The 23458-nt window shown below is 31.8% G+C and carries 8 protein-coding genes; 6 read left to right on the top strand and 2 right to left on the bottom strand.

The genetic code is table 11. The features are described from left to right. The 3 genes from AC0OM3_RS12035 to AC0OM3_RS12025 form a co-directional block, all read left to right on the top strand. The coding region (locus tag AC0OM3_RS12035) for an amino acid adenylation domain-containing protein (protein ID WP_474211976.1) at positions 1-15328 on the top strand (15328 nt) is incomplete at its 5' end. 125 nt (positions 15329-15453) lie between these two features. After that, a complete protein-coding gene (locus AC0OM3_RS12030) occupies positions 15454-16164 on the top strand; it encodes a response regulator transcription factor (protein ID WP_001206989.1) in 711 nt (236 codons plus the stop codon). Continuing rightward, positions 16157-17179 (top strand): sensor histidine kinase, encoded by a 1023-nt coding sequence (locus tag AC0OM3_RS12025; RefSeq protein ID WP_000286658.1) that lies wholly within the window; start codon positions 16157-16159, stop codon positions 17177-17179. The genes AC0OM3_RS12030 and AC0OM3_RS12025 overlap by 8 nt, the downstream gene beginning before the upstream one ends. A 698-nt stretch (positions 17180-17877) precedes the next feature. Here AC0OM3_RS12025 and AC0OM3_RS12020 read toward each other — a convergent pair. After that, a complete protein-coding gene (locus tag AC0OM3_RS12020; protein WP_046945785.1) occupies positions 17878-18045 on the bottom strand; it encodes a DUF3006 domain-containing protein in 168 nt (55 codons plus the stop codon). Between the two features lie 673 nt (positions 18046-18718). On the opposite strand from AC0OM3_RS12020, the gene AC0OM3_RS12015 reads away from it, so the two are divergent. Beyond that, positions 18719-19054, top strand: coding sequence for a hypothetical protein (locus AC0OM3_RS12015; protein WP_000524436.1), 336 nt, complete (start codon positions 18719-18721; stop codon positions 19052-19054). A gap of 260 nt (positions 19055-19314) precedes the next feature. Here AC0OM3_RS12015 and AC0OM3_RS12010 read toward each other — a convergent pair whose 3' ends face one another. Next, positions 19315-19689, bottom strand: a complete 375-nt coding sequence (locus AC0OM3_RS12010) for a hypothetical protein (protein ID WP_000088960.1) — start codon at positions 19687-19689, stop codon at positions 19315-19317. A 547-nt stretch (positions 19690-20236) separates the two neighbouring features. Here AC0OM3_RS12010 and AC0OM3_RS12005 point away from each other — a divergent pair. Then, a complete protein-coding gene (locus AC0OM3_RS12005) occupies positions 20237-20521 on the top strand; it encodes a hypothetical protein (protein ID WP_474211978.1) in 285 nt (94 codons plus the stop codon). Positions 20522-21326: 805 nt separating this feature from the next. Further along, on the top strand, positions 21327-23309 hold the full coding sequence (locus AC0OM3_RS12000) for a methyl-accepting chemotaxis protein (protein WP_000481854.1): 1983 nt from the start codon (positions 21327-21329) through the stop codon (positions 23307-23309). Positions 23310-23458 lie beyond the last annotated feature (149 nt).

The following is a 23458-nucleotide window of genomic DNA, read 5'->3' as shown; positions in this document are numbered from 1 at the left end:
GCCGACACAAAGTGTTGAAGGGGCTCGAAGAAGTTTTGAAATAGATAGTGAGTTGACAAAGAACCTTAATAGAATTGCAAAAGAAAATGGGGTTACCATGTATATGCTTCTGTTAGCTGGATATACAACTTTACTTTCAAGATATACGGGTCAAGATGATATTGTGGTAGGATCTCCAATTGCAGGAAGAAGCCATCATGATTTTGAAAATATTGTCGGAATGTTTGTGAATACCCTTGCGATGAGAAATTATCCAAATGAAGATAAAACATTTCGTAATTATTTAAGAGAAGTAAAAGAAAATGCATTAAAGGCTTATGAAAATCAAGATTATCCTTTGGATGAACTGGTTGAAAAGTTGGACTTACAAAGAGATATGAGTAGAAGTGCATTATTTGATACGATGTTTGTGCTACAAAACTTAGATACCTCTAATGAAGAGATTAAAGGGTTAAGTTTTGAAACATATGATAGTGAACTTAATATAGCAAATTTTGATTTAACATTATCAGCAGTAGAAACTAATAACATCATAAAATTTGATTTAGAATATTGTACAAAATTGTTTAAGAAAGAGACAATAGCTAAAATATCAGAGCACTTTGTTAGTATTTTAAGAGAAATTACTAATAATCAGGAAGTTTGTTTAGGTCAAATAGATATGCTTTCGGGAGAAGAAAAGCACATTCTTTTGAATGAATTTAATGAAACTTATATGGATTATCCAAAGAATAAAACCATTTATCAATTATTTGAGGAGCAGGTAGAGAGAACTCCAAACAAGGTTGCCGTAGAATTTGAGGGGCAACAAGTTACTTATAAGGAGCTCAATGAAAAATCCAATCAAGTAGCTAGAGTACTTTATGATAAGGGTGTTCATCCAGAAATGATTGTAGGAATTATGGTGGAACGTTCTTTAGATATGATTGTCGGTATCATGGGTATATTAAAATCAGGGGCAGCGTATTTACCAATAGACCCTGAATATCCTGAAGAGCGAATTAAATATATGGTAGAAGATAGTAACGCAAAATTCGTATTAACGCAGACTCATTTATACGATAAACTTCATTTTATCAATAATGAATGTATAACTAAAATCTCAATTAATGATGAAACAATAAAAAATCAAGAGCAAATTAATATGGAAAGGCGTAATAATAGAAATGATTTAGCCTATGTCATTTATACGTCTGGTTCCACGGGTTTACCAAAAGGGGTGTTAGTGGAACATCATTCCTTAGTCAATTTATGTAATTGGTATGTAGATTTTCATAAAATAACAGAAAGAGATCGAATTACAAACTATTTGAAAGTCTCATTTGATGCATCTATTGGAGAAATTTTCCCTTGTTTAATCACCGGAGCTACTTTGCACGTTTTAGGCAAAGATATGAGGCTTGATCTAGATAAATTAAATGAATATATGAATAGTAAAGACATAACAGTTGCAACATTCCCATCTAAGGTAAGTGAACAATTTATATTACAAGATAATCATTCTTTAAGAATGTTAGTATCCGGTGGCGAAAAGTTAATTTTAAATAAGAATACTCGCTATCAACTTGTAAATGCCTACGGTCCAACCGAAAATACAGTAGTAACTACAAGTTTCTTAATGAATAAAAATGATGATAATATTCCAATTGGAAAACCGGTGTATAATACTAAAGTTTATATAGTAAATAAGTATAATCAGCTTTGTCCAATTGGAGTAACAGGAGAGTTATGTATATCTGGAGTTGGATTGGCAAGAGGTTATTTAAATAATCCAGCCTTAACTGCCGAGAAATTTGTGGGAAATCCTTTCGTCAGTGGAGAAAAAATGTATCGTACAGGTGATCTTGTAAGATGGATGCCCGATGGAAATGTTGAATTCATAGGAAGAATTGACCATCAAGTAAAAATACGCGGGTATAGAATAGAACTTGGTGAAATAGAGAGCCAGTTGTTAAAACATCAAGATATAAAAGAGGTCGTAGTAGTAGCAAAAGAGGATAAGAAAAATCATACGTATATAAGTGCTTATATTGTGTCTGAAAAAGCAATATCTTCAGCCAAGATAAGAGAATTTTTAGAAAAGGAACTTCCTGATTACATGATTCCCTCTTATTTTGTTCAACTTGACCAGTTACCACTTACATCAAACGATAAAGTGGATCGAAAAGCACTTCTAGAACCAGATAGAAGTAGTCAATCAGGGGTAGAATATGAGGCACCAAGAAATGAAGTTGAAACACATCTTGTTGAGATTTGGAGGGATATCCTAGGCATAGAGGATATAGGGATAAATCATCATTTCTTTGTATCAGGTGGAGATTCTATTAAGGCTCTGCAAATTGTGTCCAGATTGTCTAGAATAAATCTTAAGTTAGAAGTGAAAGATCTATTTGCAAACCCTAAAATTAAAGATCTTAGTAAGTATGTAAAAAAGCAAAACAAACGGTTAAAACCTTATGAAATAGTTACAGGAGAAGTAATATTATCTCCAATTCAAAAATGGTATTTTGAGAAAAATAAAGAAGAACTAGATCATTTTAATCAATCATTTATGCTGTTTAGGGAAGATGGATTTGATCAAAAGAGAATAGAGAGAGTCTTTAATAAGATATTAGAGCAGCATGATGCCCTGAGAATGATTTATAGAGAAAATGATGGAGAGATCATTCAGTATAATAGAGGCTATAAGGATAACCTCTTTGATTTATACGTTCATGATGTTGAGGGAGTAGAGAATAAGGAAGAGAAAATATATGAATTAGCGACAAATATCCAAAAGAAATCTTCCATCAAAAATGGTAAACTCGTTAATCTTTGTTTATTTAAAACGAATCAAGGTGATCATCTGCTTATTACCATTCATCATCTTGTAGTAGATGGAGTATCATGGAGAATAATATTAGAAGATTTTGAAACTCTATATTCTCAGGATTTAAGAGGTGAGAAGTTAGACGTTGGATTCAAGACTGAATCCTTTAAAGAATTTTCCTCTAAGCTGAGGGAGTATGCTAGTAGCAATAAATTATTAAAGGAAAAAGAGTATTGGCAAGAGATAGCAAATACTGAGGTTGCATTTATACCTAGAAAAAAAGAGCTCAAAAGTGACACATTCGAAAATAGTAAAACAGTTAGTATTTCTTTAAATAAGGAAAAGACTATAAGTTTATTAAGAAAATCCAATAGAGCATACAATACAGAAATAAATGATATATTGTTAACTTCCTTATTATTAGGTGCTAGAGAGATAACAAGTGAAAATTGTATAAAAATAAATATGGAGGGACATGGAAGAGAAGATATCTTAGAAAATGTAGATATTAGTAGGACTGTAGGTTGGTTTACAACTATGTATCCAGTACTTATAGATTTAGGCAATGAGACCGATCTTGCTACTAATATAAAAATGGTAAAAGAAACTTTAAGGAAAATTCCTAACAAGGGAATCGGATTTGGTATACTAAAATATTTATCAAAAGAGAAGTATCTATTAAATGAACAAAAAGCACCAATTTCATTTAACTATTTAGGTGAAATGGATAATGATGTTAACAGAAATGAATTTTCTGAATCAAAATTTTCTTATGGGGAAACAATTGGAGGAAAGATTTCAAGAAATAATTCGATAGAAATCAATTCGATAATTATTAATAATGAATTGGTTATAAATACTACCTTTAATGAGCTAGAGTTTGATGAACTAACAATCAGGAAATTAAATGATAAGTTTAAAGAAAGTCTTGAAACTATAATTGATCATTGTGTTAGTCAAATAGAGGTGGAAAAAACGCCTTATGACTATGGGGATACTAAATTAACTCTAAGTGAACTTAAGGATATTAAAGAAAAGTATAAAGATTTCGAAATTGAAAAGATTTACCCGTTAGCAAATATGCAAAAAGGAATGCTGTTCCATGCTTTGGAAAACAAAAATTCAAAAGCATATTTTGAACAAACTGTCATGGATATAACAGGATACATTGATGTAGAGATATTAAAAACAAGTTTTAATAAAATCATGCAAAGATACGAAATACTAAGAGCATCATTTGAATATGAAATAGTTGGGGAGCCTAGACAAATAATAATAGCGGATAGAGAAATAGGTGTTCAATATTGCGATATAAGTGAAAGAGGAACTATAGAAAAAGAGTTATTCATAAAAAATTATAGAGAAGAAGATACAGAAAAGGGATTTAACTTAAGTAAAGATACTTTAATGAGAGTATGTTTGATTAGAACAGATGAAAACTTATATAAATTGGTATGGAGTCATCACCATATTTTATTGGACGGTTGGTGTCTTGGAATCGTATTAGGTGAGTTATTCACTGTATATGGAAAATTAATAAATGGTGAAGAATATGAGTTAGAAGAAACGAAACCTTATAGCGATTATATAAAATGGCTGGAAGAGCAAGATAAAGAAGAAGGTAAAAGTTATTGGGAGCAATATTTAGATGGTTATGAAGAGAAAGCGCAAATACCAAAATTACAGATTACTAAGAATAATAGTGAGTATTTAAGAAGAGAAAAAGTAATTGAATTTTCGAACGAATTAACAAATAAGATTACACAGCTTGCTAATAGGAATAGCGTAACCTTTAATACAGTATTCCAGAGTATTTGGGGTATTATTTTGGCGAAGTATAATAATACAGACGAAGTAGTATTTGGAACTATTGTATCGGGAAGGGAAGCACCAGTAGACGGAATTGAAAAGATGATTGGTTTATTTATTAATGCCATTCCAACTAGAATAAACCTTGGAAAGAATCAGAAGTTTAAAGAGGTTTTAACGGTTGTACAGAGTGAAGCTATAGCTAGTAATAATTATAACTATATGAATTTAGCTGAAGTTCAAGCAATGAGTAAATTAAAGAATGATCTTATAGATCATATAATTGTGTTTGAGAACTATGCTGTTGATAAACGTATTGCCGGAAATGAAAAAATGGATATAGGTTTTGAGGTAGAAGATATACATGCAGAAGAGCAGAGCAATTATAGTTTTAGTATTGCTGCAACTCCAGGTGAGCGGTTAAATTTAGTTTTGACTTATGATGGAAATATTTATGATGACAAAATAATAGATAATATCGAAATGCACATTAAAAAAGTAACTGAACAAGTGATTGCAGATGAGAATAAGAAAATAAATGAAATAGACATAATTGCAGAAAAAGAAAGAACAACTTTATTGTATGAATTTAATGATACAAAAGTAGATTACCCAAAAGAGAAGACGATCCATCAATTGTTCCAAGAACAGGTAGAAAGGACACCTGAAAATATTGCAGTTGTGTTTGAAAATAAACAATTGACTTATTGGGAACTTAACGAAAAATCTAATCAAGTCGCTGCTCTGCTAAGAGAAAAAGGTGTGAAATCTAATACTGTGGTTGGTATTATGGTTGAACGTTCGATTGAAATGATAGTTGGTATGATGGCGATATTAAAAGCCGGGGGAGCATACCTTCCAATTGATCCTGAGTATCCAGAGGATAGAAGAAGATATATGTTGGAAGACAGTGGTATAGAAATATTGTTAAAACAAGAAAATAAACAAGTAGATTATGATTTAACTTGTATTGATATAAATGTACAAAAGATTAAGGATAGATTTACAGAAAACTTGCCTAGTCTAAATAAGTCCGCTGACATGGCTTATATAATATACACTTCAGGTTCAACTGGAAAACCAAAGGGTGTAATGGTGAATCATAAATCTATTCTCAATACGTTATGTTGGAGAATAGAATCATATCAATATAGTGACAGTGATATTACGTTACAGATGCCTTCTTTCTCTTTTGACAGCTCTGTTGAAGATATTTTTACTACTTTGCTTTCTGGAGGTAAATTAATTTTAATAGAAGATATAAGAATGAATTTCAGTAAATTTATAAATATTATTCAAAATAATAAAGTAACTAATTTGTTAGCCGTTCCAAGCTATTATAATAATCTATTAAACACTATTGATAAGCCTTTATTAGATTTGAGATTTGTGACAATTGCAGGTGAAGGTTTTAATGAAAATCTAATTACAAAACATTTTCAGAAAATACCTCACGTAAAATTGTTTAATGAATATGGTCCAACAGAAAATAGTGTTTGTTCTACAATATGTGAATTAAAACAGGAAGATCAGAAGGTACTTATTGGTAAACCAATAAGTAATAACAGGGTTTATATCCTTGATATGGAAAATAATTTAGTGCCATTAGGAGTTGCAGGTGAACTTTGTGTAAGTGGGGAAGGTTTGGCACGTGGTTATTTAAACAGACCAGAGCTCACAGCGGAGAAGTTTGTTCCAAATCCATTCATTCCAGGGGAAAGGATGTACCGGACAGGAGATCTTGCAAGGTTATTGCCTAATGGGAATATCGAATTTTTAGGTAGAATTGACCATCAAGTGAAAATTCGAGGTTTCAGGATTGAACTTGGTGAGGTAGAGAATCAACTTTTCAAACAGAAAGAGATTAAAGAAGCCGTTGTCATCGCAAGAGAGGATAATAATGGTCAACCATATTTATGTGCTTATTTTACGTCTGAAACACGTAAGAAAGAATCCAAATTACAAGAAATTCGGAAGGATTTGGCGCAAGAGCTTCCAGAGTATATGATTCCTGCGTTTTTCGTTCAGTTGGATAAACTACCACTTACAGCAAATGGAAAAGTGGACCGAAAGGCCTTACCAGAACCTGATGAAAGTGCAGTTGTGGGAGTAGAGTATGAGGCACCAAGGAATGAAGTCGAAGAAAGACTTGTATCCATTTGGCAGGAAATTTTAGGAGTAGAAAAAATCGGTATCAACCAGCACTTTTTTGAAATAGGAGGTCATTCTCTTAAAGCAACTACGATGGTTTCTAAAATCCATAAGGAACTTATGGTGGAGATACCTTTACGACAAATCTTCCAAACACCTACTATAAAAGGGATTGGAGAATTTATTGACTCTACAAAAGAAAGTGTATATGCATCGATCAAAAAAGTAGAAGAACAAGATTATTATCCACTTTCATCTGCACAAAAAAGACTTTATATTTTAAACAAAATAGAGGGTAACGGAGTATCTTACAATATACCGTTCGCCATGAAGATAAAAGGTGATTTGGATGTTCAGCAACTTGAGAAGGCTTTCCATAAATTAATCGAAAGACATGAAGCTTTAAGAACTTCTTTTGTAATGGTAGATGGTGAATCAGTTCAAAAGATTGAGAAAGACATAGATTTCCAAGTGACGTATAGAGAAATGGGTACCAATAAGCTAGATGATATAATCAATGGATTTGTTAAACCGTTTGATTTGGAGAAGGCTCCTCTTTTACGGGTTGAAATCATACATGTTACAGATGATGAGCACGTAATTGTATTAGATATGCACCATATCATATCAGATGGTGTATCAATGGGGATCTTTACACAGGAATTAGCTGAGTTATACAACGGGAAAGAATTATCTCCATTAAGCATTCAATATAAAGATTATTCTGTATGGCAAAGAGAATTGTTTACTCAAGAAGAAATGAAAAAACAAGAAGAGTATTGGATGCATGTATTTAAAGAAGAAGTACCAGTACTAAATATGCCAACAGATTATAAAAGACCGCCAATTCAAAGTACAGAAGGTGACCTTGTACATTTTGAAATCGATAGTGACATATATGTTAATCTTAAGAAGATGGCGAAGGAACATGGTGTGACGCTGTACATGCTTCTGTTAGCGGGATACACAACACTGCTTTCAAAATATACGGGGCAAGAAGAAATCGTAGTGGGATCTCCAATCGCAGGAAGACCTCATGATGATTTGAAACAGATTATGGGTATTTTTGTTAATACTCTTGCAATGAGAAATTATCCAAAACGAGACGTTTCATTCCAGGATTATTTAAAAGAAGTTAAAGACAATGCTTTAAAAGCTTATGAAAATCAGGATTATCCATTTGATGAATTAGTTGAAAAATTAGATTTAAAGAGAGATATGAGCAGAAGTGCTTTGTTTGATACAATGCTCGTCTTACAAAACTTTGACTATGATGATTTTGAAATACAAGGTTTAACTTTCTCACCATATCAAATGAAGGCGCATGTTTCTAAATTTGATTTAACACTTACCGCTGTTGAAGAAGAGCGTAGTATCAAATGTGTATTAAATTACAGAACTAAATTATTTAAGAAGGAAACTGTAGAAAGATTAGCTAAACATTTAATCCAGGTTTTTAAAGAAATTATTGAGAAGCCAGAACAAAGCATTCAGGATATTATGTTGCTTTCAGAAGAAGAAGTGCAGATGCTATTGCAGGATGATAAAGATACAAAAGCTGATTATCCGAAAGATAAAACAATTTCACAATTATTTGAGGAACAGGTGAAACGAACACCTCACCATGTAGCCGTGGTATTTAAAAATCAGAAACTTACGTATCTGGAACTGAATGAAAGAGCGAATCAAATGGCAAGGTTGCTTCAAGAAAAAGGAGCAAAGCCAGGGATAACAGTAGGTATGTTAGTGGAAGAATCTCTTGAAATGATTATTGGAATTATGGCCGTATTAAAAGCAGGAGCTACTTACTTACCAATAGATCCTGAACAACTGGATAAAAGAACGAATGTCATTTTAAAGGACAGTAATGCTAGCCTATTGATAGTAAAAGGAGAAAGGAAAGAAACTCTCCAATTTAATGCAGAAGTAATCTCCATGGAAGATGATTCTATAAAAGAGAGGGATACATCAAATTTATTAGTCAATTATAAATGGAATCATAATGCATATATCATCTATACATCAGGTTCGACTGGTACACCTAAAGGTGTATGTGTTCAGCATAACAACGTTGTAAACTACATGACTTGGTTTACAAAGGAAGCGAATCTAAAAGAAACAGATAAGGCAATGTTAGTATCTTCCTATGCATTTGACTTGGGCTATACAAGTCTATATTCATCACTTTTAAATGGATGTGAACTGCATCTCGTTACAAAAGAAGTATATACTAATGCTCAGAAAGCATTACAGTATATAGAAGAACAAGGGATTTCTTATTTGAAATTAACACCGTCTCTCTTTAACGTCTTGGTGAATGATCCGAGTTTCTCAAATAATCAGAGCTGTAAAACTTTGAGATTAGTCGTGTTAGGTGGAGAGAAAATCAATCCAATAGATGTTGAAACATTCTATACACATTACCCAAATCATGCGGTAATGAATCACTATGGACCTACAGAGGCGACAATTGGTTCGGTATATCAAGTTATTGAATATGATACAATGGCAGCTTTCAAAGAATGCCCTGTTATTGGAAGACCAATTCAGAATATGAAGGCTTACGTAGTGGATCAACAAATGAAACTTGTCCCAGAAGGTGTTTATGGTGAATTATGCTTATCAGGAGATGGCGTAGCAAGTGGATATTTAAACAGAGCAGATTTGACCGAAGAAAAATTTGTTCAAAATCCGTTTGAACCAAATAAAAAAATGTATCGGACAGGGGATCTTGCTCGAAGACTATCAGATGGTAGAATTGAGCTTGCAGGTAGGATTGACGGTCAAGTGAAAATAAGAGGTTATCGAATTGAAACAGAAGAGATTAAGCGTCATTTAGTTAAACACGAACAAATTAAAGAAGCATTCGTGATTGACCGAGAAGGTCAGGACGAAAGAAGATATCTATGTGCATATATTACATCCCAGAGGGACCTATCATTTGAAGAATTAAGAGCGTACTTAAAAGTAGAAATCCCTGAATACATGATTCCATCTTATTTTGTTCAAATGGAGCGTATTCCACTTACGGCAAATGGAAAAGTAGACGAAAAAGCTTTACCAGAGCCAGATGTGGGTAAGGGAGTAGATTATGAAAAACCAAGAAATCAGGTAGAAGAAAAACTTGTGAAGGTATGGGAAGATATATTAGGAGTCAAGTCAATTGGGATTAGCCATAACTTTTTTGCTTCGGGTGGAGATTCTATTAAAGCTTTACAAATTATCTCACGTTTATCACGAGAAGGTATCACGTTAGAGATGAAAGATCTATTTACCTATCCGGAAATCAAGTTTTTAAGCAACTATGTCAATATTGAGACAATACAAGAAGGCTCTTATGAAATTGAAACAGGAGATGTGTTGCTCACTCCAATTCAAAAAGCGTATTTTATGAATGGAAAAGAAGATGTAAATCATTATAATCATGCAGTTATGTTGTATAGGAAAGATGGATTCCGTGAGGAAATGATACAAGAAGTTATGGAAGCAATTTTTGTACATCATGACGCTTTACGAATGATTTATAAAGAGGAGAATAATGAAGTACTTCAATTCAATCGAGAAGTGGAAAAGAATCAATTTGGTTTTTATGTTTATGACGTTTCGAGAGAAGATAATCCAGATGTGAAAATTCAAGAACTTGCGACAATATTACAGAAGAAAATTGATATACAAGAAGGACCGCTTGTAAATGTAGCACAGTTTAAGACGAATGTTGGAGACCATCTGTTACTTATTATTCATCACCTTGTGGTGGATGGAATCTCTTGGAGAGTCCTATTTGAAGATTTTGCACTTGGATACAGCCAGCTAATGAAAGGAGAACCAATAGCGTTTTATCCAAAAACGACTTCTTATAAAGAGTATGCCACTCAGCTCAACGAGTATGCTAAGAGTGCAAAAATCCTTAGAGAAAAGCAATATTGGGTGAACACATTAAAGGATAATGTTAACTTTTTAGAGAAAAAAGAGGAAGTTGGACTATTCCGATATGAGGATAGTGATACTTTTAGTACCGCTCTCGGAATAGAGGAAACAAGCCGATTGTTAAGAGAAACAAATCAAGCATATCATACTGAAATCAATGATTTACTGATTAGTGCTCTTTTAATAGCTACAAGGAGAGTAACTGGTGAAAATAAAATTAGGATTAATCTAGAGGGCCATGGTAGAGAACAGATTATAAAAAATGTAGATATTAGCCGAACAGTTGGATGGTTTACAACCAAATATCCTGTATACATCAATTTAGGAGATGAAAAGGACCTTTCAATGACTATTAAAACAGTGAAAGAGTCTCTTAGAAGAATTCCGAATAAGGGAATAGGCTATGGGGTTTTAAAACAATTGAGTGGAGATTCAGATTTATGGAGTATTGAACAGCCACCTATTTTGTTTAATTACTTAGGTCAAATGGATGCAGATCTCAATAATACAATCTTTTCTTCTTCTTGGATATCGGCAGGAGAGTCGATTGGAGGTAAACATACAAGAGAAACACCTATAGAAATCAATGCTATTGTCTTAGATGGAAAGCTCACTATTGATACGACTTATAATACAAAAGTATATGCAGAGGATGTCGTAGTGGAGTTTACGGAAGCTTTCAAGGCTGCTCTTCTTGATGTAATCCACCATTGCATTTCTAAGGAACAGGCTGAAAAAACACCATTTGACTACGGAGACAAAGAATTAAGCTTCGAACAACTAGAGGAAATAAAGGCGAAAAATAGGTGGGGAGAAATAGAAAAGATTTATCCATTAGCTAATATGCAGCAGGGTATGCTATTCCATGCATTAGAAGATCCACAATCAGGTGCATACTTTGAACAACTTGTCATTGATGTCAAAGGGTTTATTGATGTCAACTTATTCGAGGAAAGCTTGAACGATATTATGAAAAGACATGAAATCCTTCGGACAGCAATTGAATATGAAATTACAGAAAAACCAAAAAATGTAATTATAAAAGGTCGAAAGATTGGCTTTAGATATCGAGATATTAGACAGCAAGGAATAGATCAGCAAAAAGAAAGTATAACAACCTACATTGAACAAGATCGAGAAAAAGGTTTTGATTTTAGTAAAGATGTCTTAATTAGACTGGAACTTATTCAAACTGATGATAAGGCTTATACAATTATATGGAGTAATCATCACATCTTGTTCGATGGATGGGGCAGAGGTATTATTTTGGGAGAATTGTTCCATATCTATGGAAACAAACAAGTAGGACAGTATCCTAATTTAGAAGAGCCAAGACCATATAGTGATTATATTAGATGGTTAGGAGAACAGGAAAAAGAAGAGGGAATTCAATATTGGAAACAATATTTAGCAGGATATCAAAAACCTGCGAAAGTTCCATCGTTCAAAATTGATAGTACAAGAGAGTACCATGGACAAGAGACGCTCATTGAATTTTCAAGGGAACTTACGAAAAAAATGACTGAATTGGCTAATCAAAATAATGTTACGTTAAACACTGTGCTACAAACTTTATGGGGGATTATTTTAGCCAAGTATAATCATACAGACGATGTTGTATTTGGTTCTGTCGTTTCTGGTAGAGATGCCAAAGTAGCTGGAATTGAAAAAATGGTTGGATTATTCATTAATGCAATTCCAACGAGAATTAATATAAAAGAACAGAAGAGCTTTAAAAATATTTTAAAAGAGGTACAGCAACAAGCAATAGAAAGCCAAGCATACAACTATATGAATCTTTCAGATATACAGTCTCTTAGTGATTTGAAAAGGGATTTAATTGATCATGTAATGATTTTTGAGAATTATGCACTTGATGAACGTTTACTTCAGGAAGAAGAAAGTAAGAGTAGTTTCGTGTTTAAGGATATTAAAGGGATTGAACAAACCAACTATGGATTTACAATAGTTGTCGTTCCAGGTGAACAGCTTGTTCTCAAAATATCATATGATGGAAATCTCTATTCAGAAAAACTCATCCAGAACATAGCAAATCATCTAAAAAATATTATGGACGAAGTTGTGCAAGATGAAAATAAAAATGTGAATCAATTAGAAATCCTTTCAAAAGAAGAAAAGCATTATTTCTTGAATGAGTTTAATGAAACAAAGGCAGAGTATCCAAAAGAAAAAACAATTCATCGCTTATTTGAAGAACAGGTAGAACGGACTCCAAATAAGGTAGCTGTGGTATTTGATAAGCAGCAACTTACTTATAAAGAACTTAATGAAAAATCTAACCAAATAGCTAGGCTACTCCAGAATAAAGGAGTTCAACCAGACACAGTTGTAGGTATCATGCTTGAACGTTCTCTAGAGATGATTATAGGAATTATGGGGATTTTAAAATCTGGAGCAGCATATTTACCAATAGATCCTGAATATCCTGAAGAGCGAATTAAATATATAGTAGAGGATAGTGGAACAAATATAATACTTACAAAAGGTAAAGATGCAGTGAGGTTAAGTAAAGAAATAGTATTTTTAGATGAAGAGTATAATCATTATTCTACTGAAAATATAAAAGTAACAAGTAATACTAACAATCTGGCTTATATGATTTATACTTCGGGTTCTACAGGTATGCCAAAGGGAACTATGCTTAAGCAACGAGGCCTAGTCAATTATATAACATGGGCGAATAAGGAATATGTCAAAGGAGAGGCCTTAGATTTTGCCTTGTATTCATCTTTCTCATTTGACCTTACAATTACATCATTATTCACACCATTAATTTCTGGAAATAAAATAGTTATTTACAATAATGATGGGGATGAACCAATTATAAGAAAAATCTTTAAGGATAATAGAGTAGGTATAGTAAAATTGACACCATCCCATTTAAGGTTGATAAGAGATATTGATAACAGCAATTCAAGTATAAAACGATTAATAGTGGGTGGAGAAGATTTAAAGACTGAGTTAGCAAGAGAGATTTTAAAAAGTTTCAATCATAATGTTGAAATCTATAATGAGTATGGTCCAACAGAAACAACAATTGGCTGTATGATTTATAAATATAGCCTTAATGACGATAAACACATATCGGTACCTATTGGGAAGCCAATTGATAATGTTCAAATTTATATATTGGATGATAATCAAAAGATATTACCAGTAGGAATAGAAGGAGAACTTTATATAAGTGGAGATGGTGTTGCTACAGGTTATTTAAATAGACCTGAATTGACAGCAGAAAAATTTATATCAAATCCATATGTACCTGGAGCAAAGATGTATCGAACAGGGGATCTTGCAAGATGGTTGCCTAGTGGAAATATCGAATTTATAGGCAGAACTGACCATCAAGTCAAAATTCGTGGTTATAGAATTGAATTAGGAGAAATAGAGAATCAAATTCTAAAATTAGATAATATAAAAGAAACAAAAGTTGTTGCAAGAATAGACGGTGAGGATAGTCAGTATCTTTGTGCATATGTTGTTTTAGAGAATAAAGAAAAAGCAATTACTGTTACAGAGATGAGAAGATATTTATCAAAAGAACTTCCAAATTATATGATACCGGCATTTTTTACACAGCTTAAGGAATTGCCGTTGACAACAAATGGTAAAATAGATATAAATTCATTACCAGCACCAGATGGAAATGTCCAATATGGATTAGAATACGAACCGCCAAGAAATGATTTAGAAGAAAAAATTGTTAGCATATGGGAAGAAATTTTAAATATCAAAAAAATAGGTATGAATACTAATTTATTTGATATCGGAGCGAATTCTTTAAACGTTATGACATTTGTTTCAAGGATAGTTGCAGAGTTAAACTTTAGAGTACCGTTTAAAGATGTATTTGATAAACCTACAGTCCGAAGTTTTTCAGCGTTCTTAGAAGGTGCAAAAGAAATGTTAAAGGATTATACAGAGGATTGTATTCAACTTAGTAGCTCAACAAGCACCAATAAAAAACTATTTTGTTTCCCACCTGCTGCTTCAATAGGAATAGCATATATGGGGCTAGCAAAGCATATTGAGTCATATTCGGTTTACAGTTTTAATTTTATTAAATCTGAAAATAGAATTGCACAATATGTTAAAATAATAAAAGATATTCAATCAGAAGGACCGTACACATTAGTGGGATATTCAGCTGGTGGAATTCTTGCATTCGATGTGGCAAAAGAATTGAATAGACAAGGTTTTGAAGTAGAAAATCTTATTCTTATTGATTCAAAATACCGTACGATTGTAGAACAGAATCTTTATACAGAGGAAGAGTGTAAGAGAGAACTTCATGAAAAATTCAATCTGAAAAAATATAAAGATTTAGAAAAATTAGCTAGTGATTATTTGATAGAATTAATTATGAAGTCTTATATGTATGTACAGAGTACAACAACAAATGGCAGTATTGATGGAAATATAAGTTATATAAAATCAGTAAAAGAAAAAGAAGATGAAAATAATTTACTGTGGGAGAATGCTACTACGAAGAATTTCAGGATAATTCAAGGGTACGGAACCCATATGGAAATGTTATCAAATTCAAAGCTAGATATTCTTAAAAAGAATGCTAATATAATAAACGACATATTGGCGTTTGAAACAGTTTAATTTTTGAGAATTGGCATTTCTTTAAAGAAATGCCAATTTTCTTATTTTGATGACTTGTAAATTAAAGAGAATAAGCGCAATAATTTTGGACATGTATAATAGAAATTATGAAAGCAGGTGTTATTTTGCGAGAAATTAGAATTCTTATAGCGGATGATGAAAAAGAAATTAGAGATTTATTAAAAAAATATATGGAGCGAGAATTATATAAGGTTGATGTTGCTATAGATGGCGAGCACGCTCTTTCGTTATTTAATAAAAACAAATATGATCTGTTTATATTAGATCTTATGATGCCAAAAATTGATGGGATTGAGGTCTGCAGAAAGTTAAGAGAAAAAACGAATGTTCCTATTCTAATGCTCACTGCTAAAAATCATGAAACTGATAAGATATTAGGTTTAAGTATGGGCGCAGATGATTATATTACAAAACCTTTTAGTATAAATGAGGTAGTAGCTAGAGTTAAAGCTCTTATGAGGAGATTTTTAGTTTTAGGAAGTGAGGCAGGGGATAGAGAACAAACACGTATAGAGTTTAAAGAAATCTCAATTGATATGAAAAAATATACTGTTTTCAAAGAGGGGAAAGAGATTCCTTTGACTGCAAAAGAGATGGAACTACTAAGGTTTTTTGCCTCAAATCCGGAGCAAGTGTTTACTAAATCTCAGTTATTCCGTAATGTTTGGGGGGACAACTATTTAGAAGATGATAATACTGTCATGGTCCATATTCGAAAACTTAGAAAAAAAATAGAAGTGGATCCCTCTAATCCTCAATTAATACAAACAGTTTGGGGAATAGGATATAAGTTTGTAGGTGACCAAAATGTATAGCGATAAAATTATCTTACTTAATATTCTTCAATTATTATGTATTATAGGACTTTTTTTTACAGATTTAAATAATCAGCTATTAGGAATAAATAAACTTGTTTTGTACATAGTACTATTTTTCTTTACGACTTTTCTCTTACTGATAAGGTTTCACTTCGTTAATCGTTTGAAAATAATGATTGAGGGGTTACAACGTGTAATTAAAGGGAATTTAACAACAAGGTTAATTGTAAATGAAGATAATGTATTTAATAAAATGATATTTTCTGTGAATGAATTAATTGAACAGTTAGAGAGAGTTCAAATCGAATCCATTAAATCTCAAAATGCGAGAAAAAGGCTCTTATCAAGTATTTCTCATGATATCAGAACTCCTCTTACATCTATTATAGGATATATTGATGCTTTAAAAGATGATATAGCTGTTTCTCGAGAAGAAAAAAAAGAGTATCTTGAAATTATTTCAAAAAAATCCAGCAACTTAAAGCAATTAATCAATGAAATATTTAATATGGCAAAGTTAGATGCAGATGAAGTTTTAATAAATCCTGAATTTCTAGAGTTAACTGAAATTACCAGAGAAGTATTAATTGAGTATTTGCCTGAAATCAAGAAGAATAATTTGGAGTTAAAGCTTAGTTTACCAAAAACAAAATGTTTTATCACGGCTGATTATCTAAGTATTATAAGAATTATAGATAACCTAATAAAAAATGCTATTATATATGGGAAAGAAGGAAAAGTACTTGGGATAGAACTCATGGAATCAAATCAAGAATTCCAATTGCTTGTTTGGGATAAAGGACAGGGAATCGCGGAACATGATTTAGATCATGTATTTGAACGAATGTATCGTGGTGACCAATCAAGAAATTCTATTAATGGAGGTAGTGGATTAGGGCTTGCTATTGCTAAATCCTTAGTAGAAAAAAATCAGGGCAGGATATGGGTTGAAAGTAGTCCATGGAATAAAACAGTTTTTGGTATCTCTTTTCCAAAAACAGAAAAGGTTTAATAAATATAGATAATATATGGTTTAAATTAAAATTTGTCCCAAACAATGTAGTAAAATTGTTATACAATACAGGTTTACGTATTAGTGATATTTTAAGTTGCAAAAATAGTACGAATAGGATTAAAAAATTTATATAGAAATGCAAGAAACCAAAATAAAAAAGAGCAGTTAGTTGTAATAACTGCTCTTTTTAATACAACTTGAGTAACAAACAGATTGTATTGTGATTATTAGTAGAATATTGGATTTTATTTAGTTCTTTAACAAAGTCCTAATCTAGTTAGAAATAAAAAGCGCCATAAAAAGTGCTCAATGACTACTCTGAGTTGCTCATAATTATTCTAATGTTAAAATGGAAATCACAAAGGAGTGCTAGAAATTATTTATAAAGGTAATGAATAGTAAATAAGACAAAATATACTCATTGTAAATGAAGAAGCCCTAGAGTTTAGGGCTCTAGGGCTTCTAGTGCACATGGTTTTATAAAAAGAAAAAACGTAATGAAGATAACACATGAATGTTTCATAAATGTATCAAAAAAGTGAACAATATAACTATATTGCTCACTTTTTTAATTGTATATTTCACAACAGCAAAAGAAAAACATGCTATATTATTGCGAACAAAGCCTATGTGTATGTGAAATAAAGAGGAGCCGTCCTATTGGATAGCTCTTCTTGTTTGATGAATTAATATTACTATTCAAATAGTTTATCCAATAAATTTTGAATTTCACGTCTGCTTTTTTCTGTTTCCTTTTTATCAATTGCATATTTATTAAACTCAATAATAAGAACATCACCTTTTTTTACAGTAGAAGGGAGTGTGAGCCTTGGTACTTCAATTGTTATGTTGTTAATTATAATAGATACAGCTCAGATATTGCTGAATTAGATACGAAATCATAATTCGACTATGAAATAAGCAACTTAAGAAATTTTAACATAATCTGGAATTAAAAGAATGTGTAATAGTGTGTTTTTAGCTTTTAATTGCTTTATTGGGTATAGAGAAACAACGTAAATAAAAGGGCATGCAGTCGTATCTGCAGCCCTTTTTAGGAGGAATTCAAGACACCATTAGGACACGTATTGGTAAACAGGTTCAAAAATAGTATGTGTGAAAAGAAAAAGTTCTATACCAAAAGTAGACAGGATCTTATCTTTTTTACATTTTAAAAAATGAAATTCTGTCCTTTTGAAATCAGTACAGCACACACTTGGTTTGAAATGAAATTAGAAAAAGTATACATGAAAATGGCAGACAAATATTTTATTGCCTGCCGGTGCCAGTGGGGTGAATGAGTTAGTCAATTCAATAAATTGTGCTATCCCATTACCAGAAGAGTGAAGCCGCTAGTTCAAACGGTTTAGACATAGTTTGTCTAATAAAGAAAAAATTATGAGTAGAAATTTTGTTTGCTCTATATGAAAAGATAAATAGATATTCATCAGACAAGGATAATTTAGCATATCTTGAATAGGGTGTAGGAACGAATTAAAGAAAGGGATATTTGTTTAGGAAGGGACTGACTCAGGAGTGGGACTTTCGGACAGGGTTTGGAGAGCGGTGATTGCCTTTGGCATTGCGACTAATATCGTTGCTTGTATAATGGCAGTATACATTCAAAAATATGAGCTAATGATAAATCATCTTACAAATATTTTATTTTTAATAATTATCTCTTTAACGTTTATAAAGATGAAAATTAACAGATGGGTGGCTTTAGGATTTACATTAGTTGTAATAGAGAAAGGTATTAAAGCGGGCTATGACTTCTACACACATAATTATTATAGTGTCAGTTGGAGTTTAGCTATCATTGTCTATTGCATATACGAGATGGAAAAGTATCATATTGAAATAAACGAATAGGCGCAACAAAAAGGTGTTAGTAGGTGGAATTCTTTTTAAAATACTATAAAAAAGACACTACAAGAGTGTCTTTTTTTTGAAAATACTCTATAATTAACTTTGGGGAAGGTAATGTTAGAGTATTCGTTTAGCATTATCTTTATATTTGATAAACCATGAAATCGAAAGATTTTGTGGTTTATTTTATGAACAATAGATATTACAGTATTGGCAGTGAGTTATTAATCATTTTAAGCATTAGGGGAGAATGGATTAAAAGTCTAACATCGAATAACGGTTCCGGAATATAGTGTTGCGAAATGATCTCCCATATCCCAAACGGTACTTGCCTGTATATAGCCCTTAAAGCCTTCTGAAGAATAATAAATCTCTTTTGGTATACTTTCTTTAGTTTGGAAATGTGCTTTAGAGTACTTTACATAATGGTTTTTAACAACTTTTGCTTCTGGAACAATAGTGTTTTTTTGTTCCAATTTTGGCCTAGCACTAGAAGGTGGTATGAATTTTACATTGTCTTGGTAATTAGGATCTAAGGTGTCAGCTTGTACACTGTGTGACGAAACAAAGGTGCTTAGACTACTTCCCGCGATTAAAGTTGCAAATACTAACTTTGAGAATTTTGTTAATCTACTCATTCTATAATCTCCTTTTTATTATTTTGTAAGGTATCTCCTTACACCTCACAGTCTATATCCACTACAAAAGGGTGTACATACATATTGATAGACAAAATTCTACAAAATACCGCATGTTTTTGGGATTTATGTATAATAATCCAATGTCTAATAATCTATCAAAAGTAAAAAGGTAGGTCTTATATAAAAGAAAATGAATAATTTATGCAGGTAATGTATATGGAATTATTGTTTAAATATTCTAAAATGAGTTGATAAAGATGTTGGTAGGTTTTTTGGAAAACAAATAATTCCCTAGGTGAAATTTGGAAGGAAGATTCTCTGTTAGAGTTTTTATAAGGGAATTCATTTTCGTAGATTCAAAATGTAAAAATAACTAAAAGAGCAAGTGTTTCAATGGGTAAAAAGCTATGTTGAGTCTTTTTTCTCTGTCGGTGGTCGTCTAATCAATGAAATGACGGATGCTTATGATAGTTTGTGTCTAGCAACATTCGTGTATAAACGAATGAATTAAGAAAAGGGTGAAATATTGGATAACTCGAAATGGATGCCTTTAAGTAATGTTGATGATGATGAGGAAATTTGGGTAGGAGCAAGAGTTAGGTCGTACAATGTTGGTATGAATAGAGAAGATAAAGAAAATAATTTCTATGAATATATTATTTCTTATATCTACGACAACACTAACTACTTACAACTAACTAATTTAACAACAGGAAAAGCAGGTTATATTATTTGTGTCATTGAAAAAGAATTACCAAATAATTATGCTTTGGGCAGAACATTAAAGCAAAGAATAGGTTTAGAAAATACCTATTTTAGATTTGAATAATCAACAAATAAGGGAAGCACCAACTCTAAGGTGTCTTCCCTTATTTAATACTTTTTATCAATAATCAATATTAACAGAGCCTAAATAAAAAAGTGAGAAAAATGATAAACACTCTTCTCACTTTCATCAATTAGGGTGGCATATACATAAATATGCATGTGGATTTTGGATGAAAAATCCACATGCATAGTATAACAAAAAAATTATGGCTTTTCGCATGTAATATTGCATATAAAAAAAGAGTAAAGTTTTTAAATTTTAATATTAAAAACTTATATATATATGTTACAATATAATTCTCTAATTTATTTTATTCTCCTATTTAGAATTTATGGTTTAGTGATTCAATAAAATAAAAGTGGTTGTAATGAATAGATAAAACGATGAAGTAATACAGTTAGAATGGTTAAAAGACAGTTAAATATAAGTATTTAAAGAAATAAATGTACTTAGTTATATTGAGTGAATGTATTATGGTAAGAATTTCATCCGATTGGATTAGCGCTAAACTAGATTTTTATCCAAACAAATCCAATAATTATTTTTAAATGAAGTATATGTTGCATCCAGTTTATTTGGAATAATTCGTAGTCTAATAATTGCTGAATCTAGAAAAATAACATATTCGAAAGGAGGACAGATAAAACTCTGCCTGTGAAATTTAAATCGTTAAATGTTAAAGTGAAGATAATAGGATGTAATTGTGGTTTCATTTCGAATGGTACCATAAATGAATGTGGAAAAATAAAGGAGAAAAATTTAAATAAACTATATAAGTAGTAAAAATGAAAAGGAGAAGTATCTAGTGTTTAATATAAAAGAAAGATTGGGACAAATAAAGCTTAAAACGAAGTTGTCTATGGCATTTATAGCAATATTAATTATACCAAGCCTTATCGTAGGAGTATCATCTTATAATAAAGCAAAAACAGATCTTAATGAAACAATTCTACAATCAGCAAAAGATAATATAAGTATTTTAGATAAGATTGTTGATGATGAATTAGAAAATAAGCATATAGATGTCACTCATTTTGCAAAGGTACTTACACAAGGGGATTATAATCCTGAACAATCGCAAAATGTACAGAGTAAATTTGATCAATATATACAGTTACATCCAGAGATAGAAACGATTTATACGGCATCCAGTAACAATCAATTTATTCATGCACCGGTTGGTAAAATACCAGAAGGGTTTAATCCGTTAGAAAGTAGTTGGTATAAGGATGCAGTAAAAGCAAATGGAGAGATTATTGTTTCATCTCCCTATAAATCAAAGTCTACAGGAAATATGGTAATTGCAATTGCAAAGCAAAATGCAGATAAAAGTGGTGTCATTGGCGTAGATTTGAATATTACAGATATCGTAAAAACATCCAAAATGATAAAAATTGGTAAACAAGGATTTGTATCTATAGTTAGTCAAGATAAAACTATAGTTGTTCATCCATCACTAAAGCCTGGAGAGAAATTAGAGAAAACTTTAGCGGATGAATTGTATAAGACAGAAGATGGAGTAATTACTTATAGCCTCAATGGCGAAGATCGAAACATAAGCTTTAAGACAAACAAAAAAATAGGTTGGAAAATAGCTGGCGTAATGCCTACGAAAGAAATTGAAGAAGCTACTAATCCTATTTTTTATAAAACGCTCACTATAATAGGGGCTTCATTATTGTTAGGTGGGATTGTAATTCTATTCATACTCAGATCTATAATTACTCCACTAAGACAATTAGTCATTTCAGCTCAAAGAATTAGTCAAGGAGATTTAACCGAGAAAATAGATATTCGTTCAAAGGATGAACTTGGTCAATTGGGTGGTAGTTTCAATACAATGGCAGAGTCGTTACGTAATATTATTTCTCAAATTAACACATCGGCAGGACATGTAGCTGCGTCTTCTGAGGAACTAACTGCTAGTGTAGAGCAAGCAAGTGTTGCGACAGAACAAATTACAAAAGAGATGGAAGAAATTTCGAACAGTGCAGAGGTTCAAAATAATGAAGTTGAGTCTGGAGCTGAATTAATTGGTGAGGTAACACGAAATATTCAATATGTAGCTGAGAATGCATCTGAAGTATCGGCTTCATCCATATACACAAAACAAAAAGCCAATGAAGGAGAACAATTAGTAGAACAAACTGTAGCACAAATGCAATCTATCCATCACTCTGTTTCTCAATCCGATAATGTAATAAAATTATTAGATAAGAAATCGCAACAAATTGGAAGTATATTAGAAGCGATTCAAAATATTGCGGAACAAACAAATTTATTAGCATTGAATGCAGCAATTGAAGCAGCTAGAGCAGGAGAACAGGGGCGAGGGTTTGCAATTGTTGCTGATGAAGTTAGGAAACTAGCAGAGCAATCATCCGAATCTTCAATGGAAATTGGAAGTTTAATTAAGGAAATACAAGCAGACGTACATGAGACTGTAAAAGCTATGAATGAAGTAGGCGTAGAAGTACAGTCGGGAATTAAGGTTGCGAATGATACAAAACAAAGTTTTTATGAGATTTCAAAATCTGCAAATGATATCGTATCAAAAGTGCAGGGTATGGTAGAACTATCAAATAAAATGACAACTGATGCAATGAAAGTTGATACATCGATTAATCAAATAGCTATGGCTGTAAAAGAAAATTCTTCAAGTATGCAAACGATAGCTGGTTCATCTGAGGAACAACATGCTTCTATGGAAGAGATAAATTCTTCAGCAATACAATTAGCACAGATGGCGGAAGAACTTCAAGAGTTAATTGGTGGATTTAAGATTTAAGTTGAGATTCTAGGAGAGAATGCTAGAATCTTGTTACAGAGTGGAAATGAAAAATCTTATAACATAGTAAATAAGTATAATATGTAATCTCTATGCGTATTGAACAGGCAGATAAGCCATTTAAAAACCCTCCATTTGGAGGGTTTTTA

It is taken from the genome of Bacillus sp. FAU20, from assembly GCF_056033865.1.
The sequence above is the reverse complement of the archived record's forward strand: the minus strand, read 5'-3'. Positions and strand labels throughout refer to the sequence as shown.

Coding starts and splice junctions, on each gene's coding strand:
- AC0OM3_RS12025 (WP_000286658.1), top strand. CDS start 16,157: ATGTATAGCGATAAAATTATCTTACTTAATATTCTTCAATTATTATGT.
- AC0OM3_RS12010 (WP_000088960.1), bottom strand. CDS start 19,689: ATGAGTAGATTAACAAAATTCTCAAAGTTAGTATTTGCAACTTTAATC.
- AC0OM3_RS12005 (WP_474211978.1), top strand. CDS start 20,237: ATGCCTTTAAGTAATGTTGATGATGATGAGGAAATTTGGGTAGGAGCA.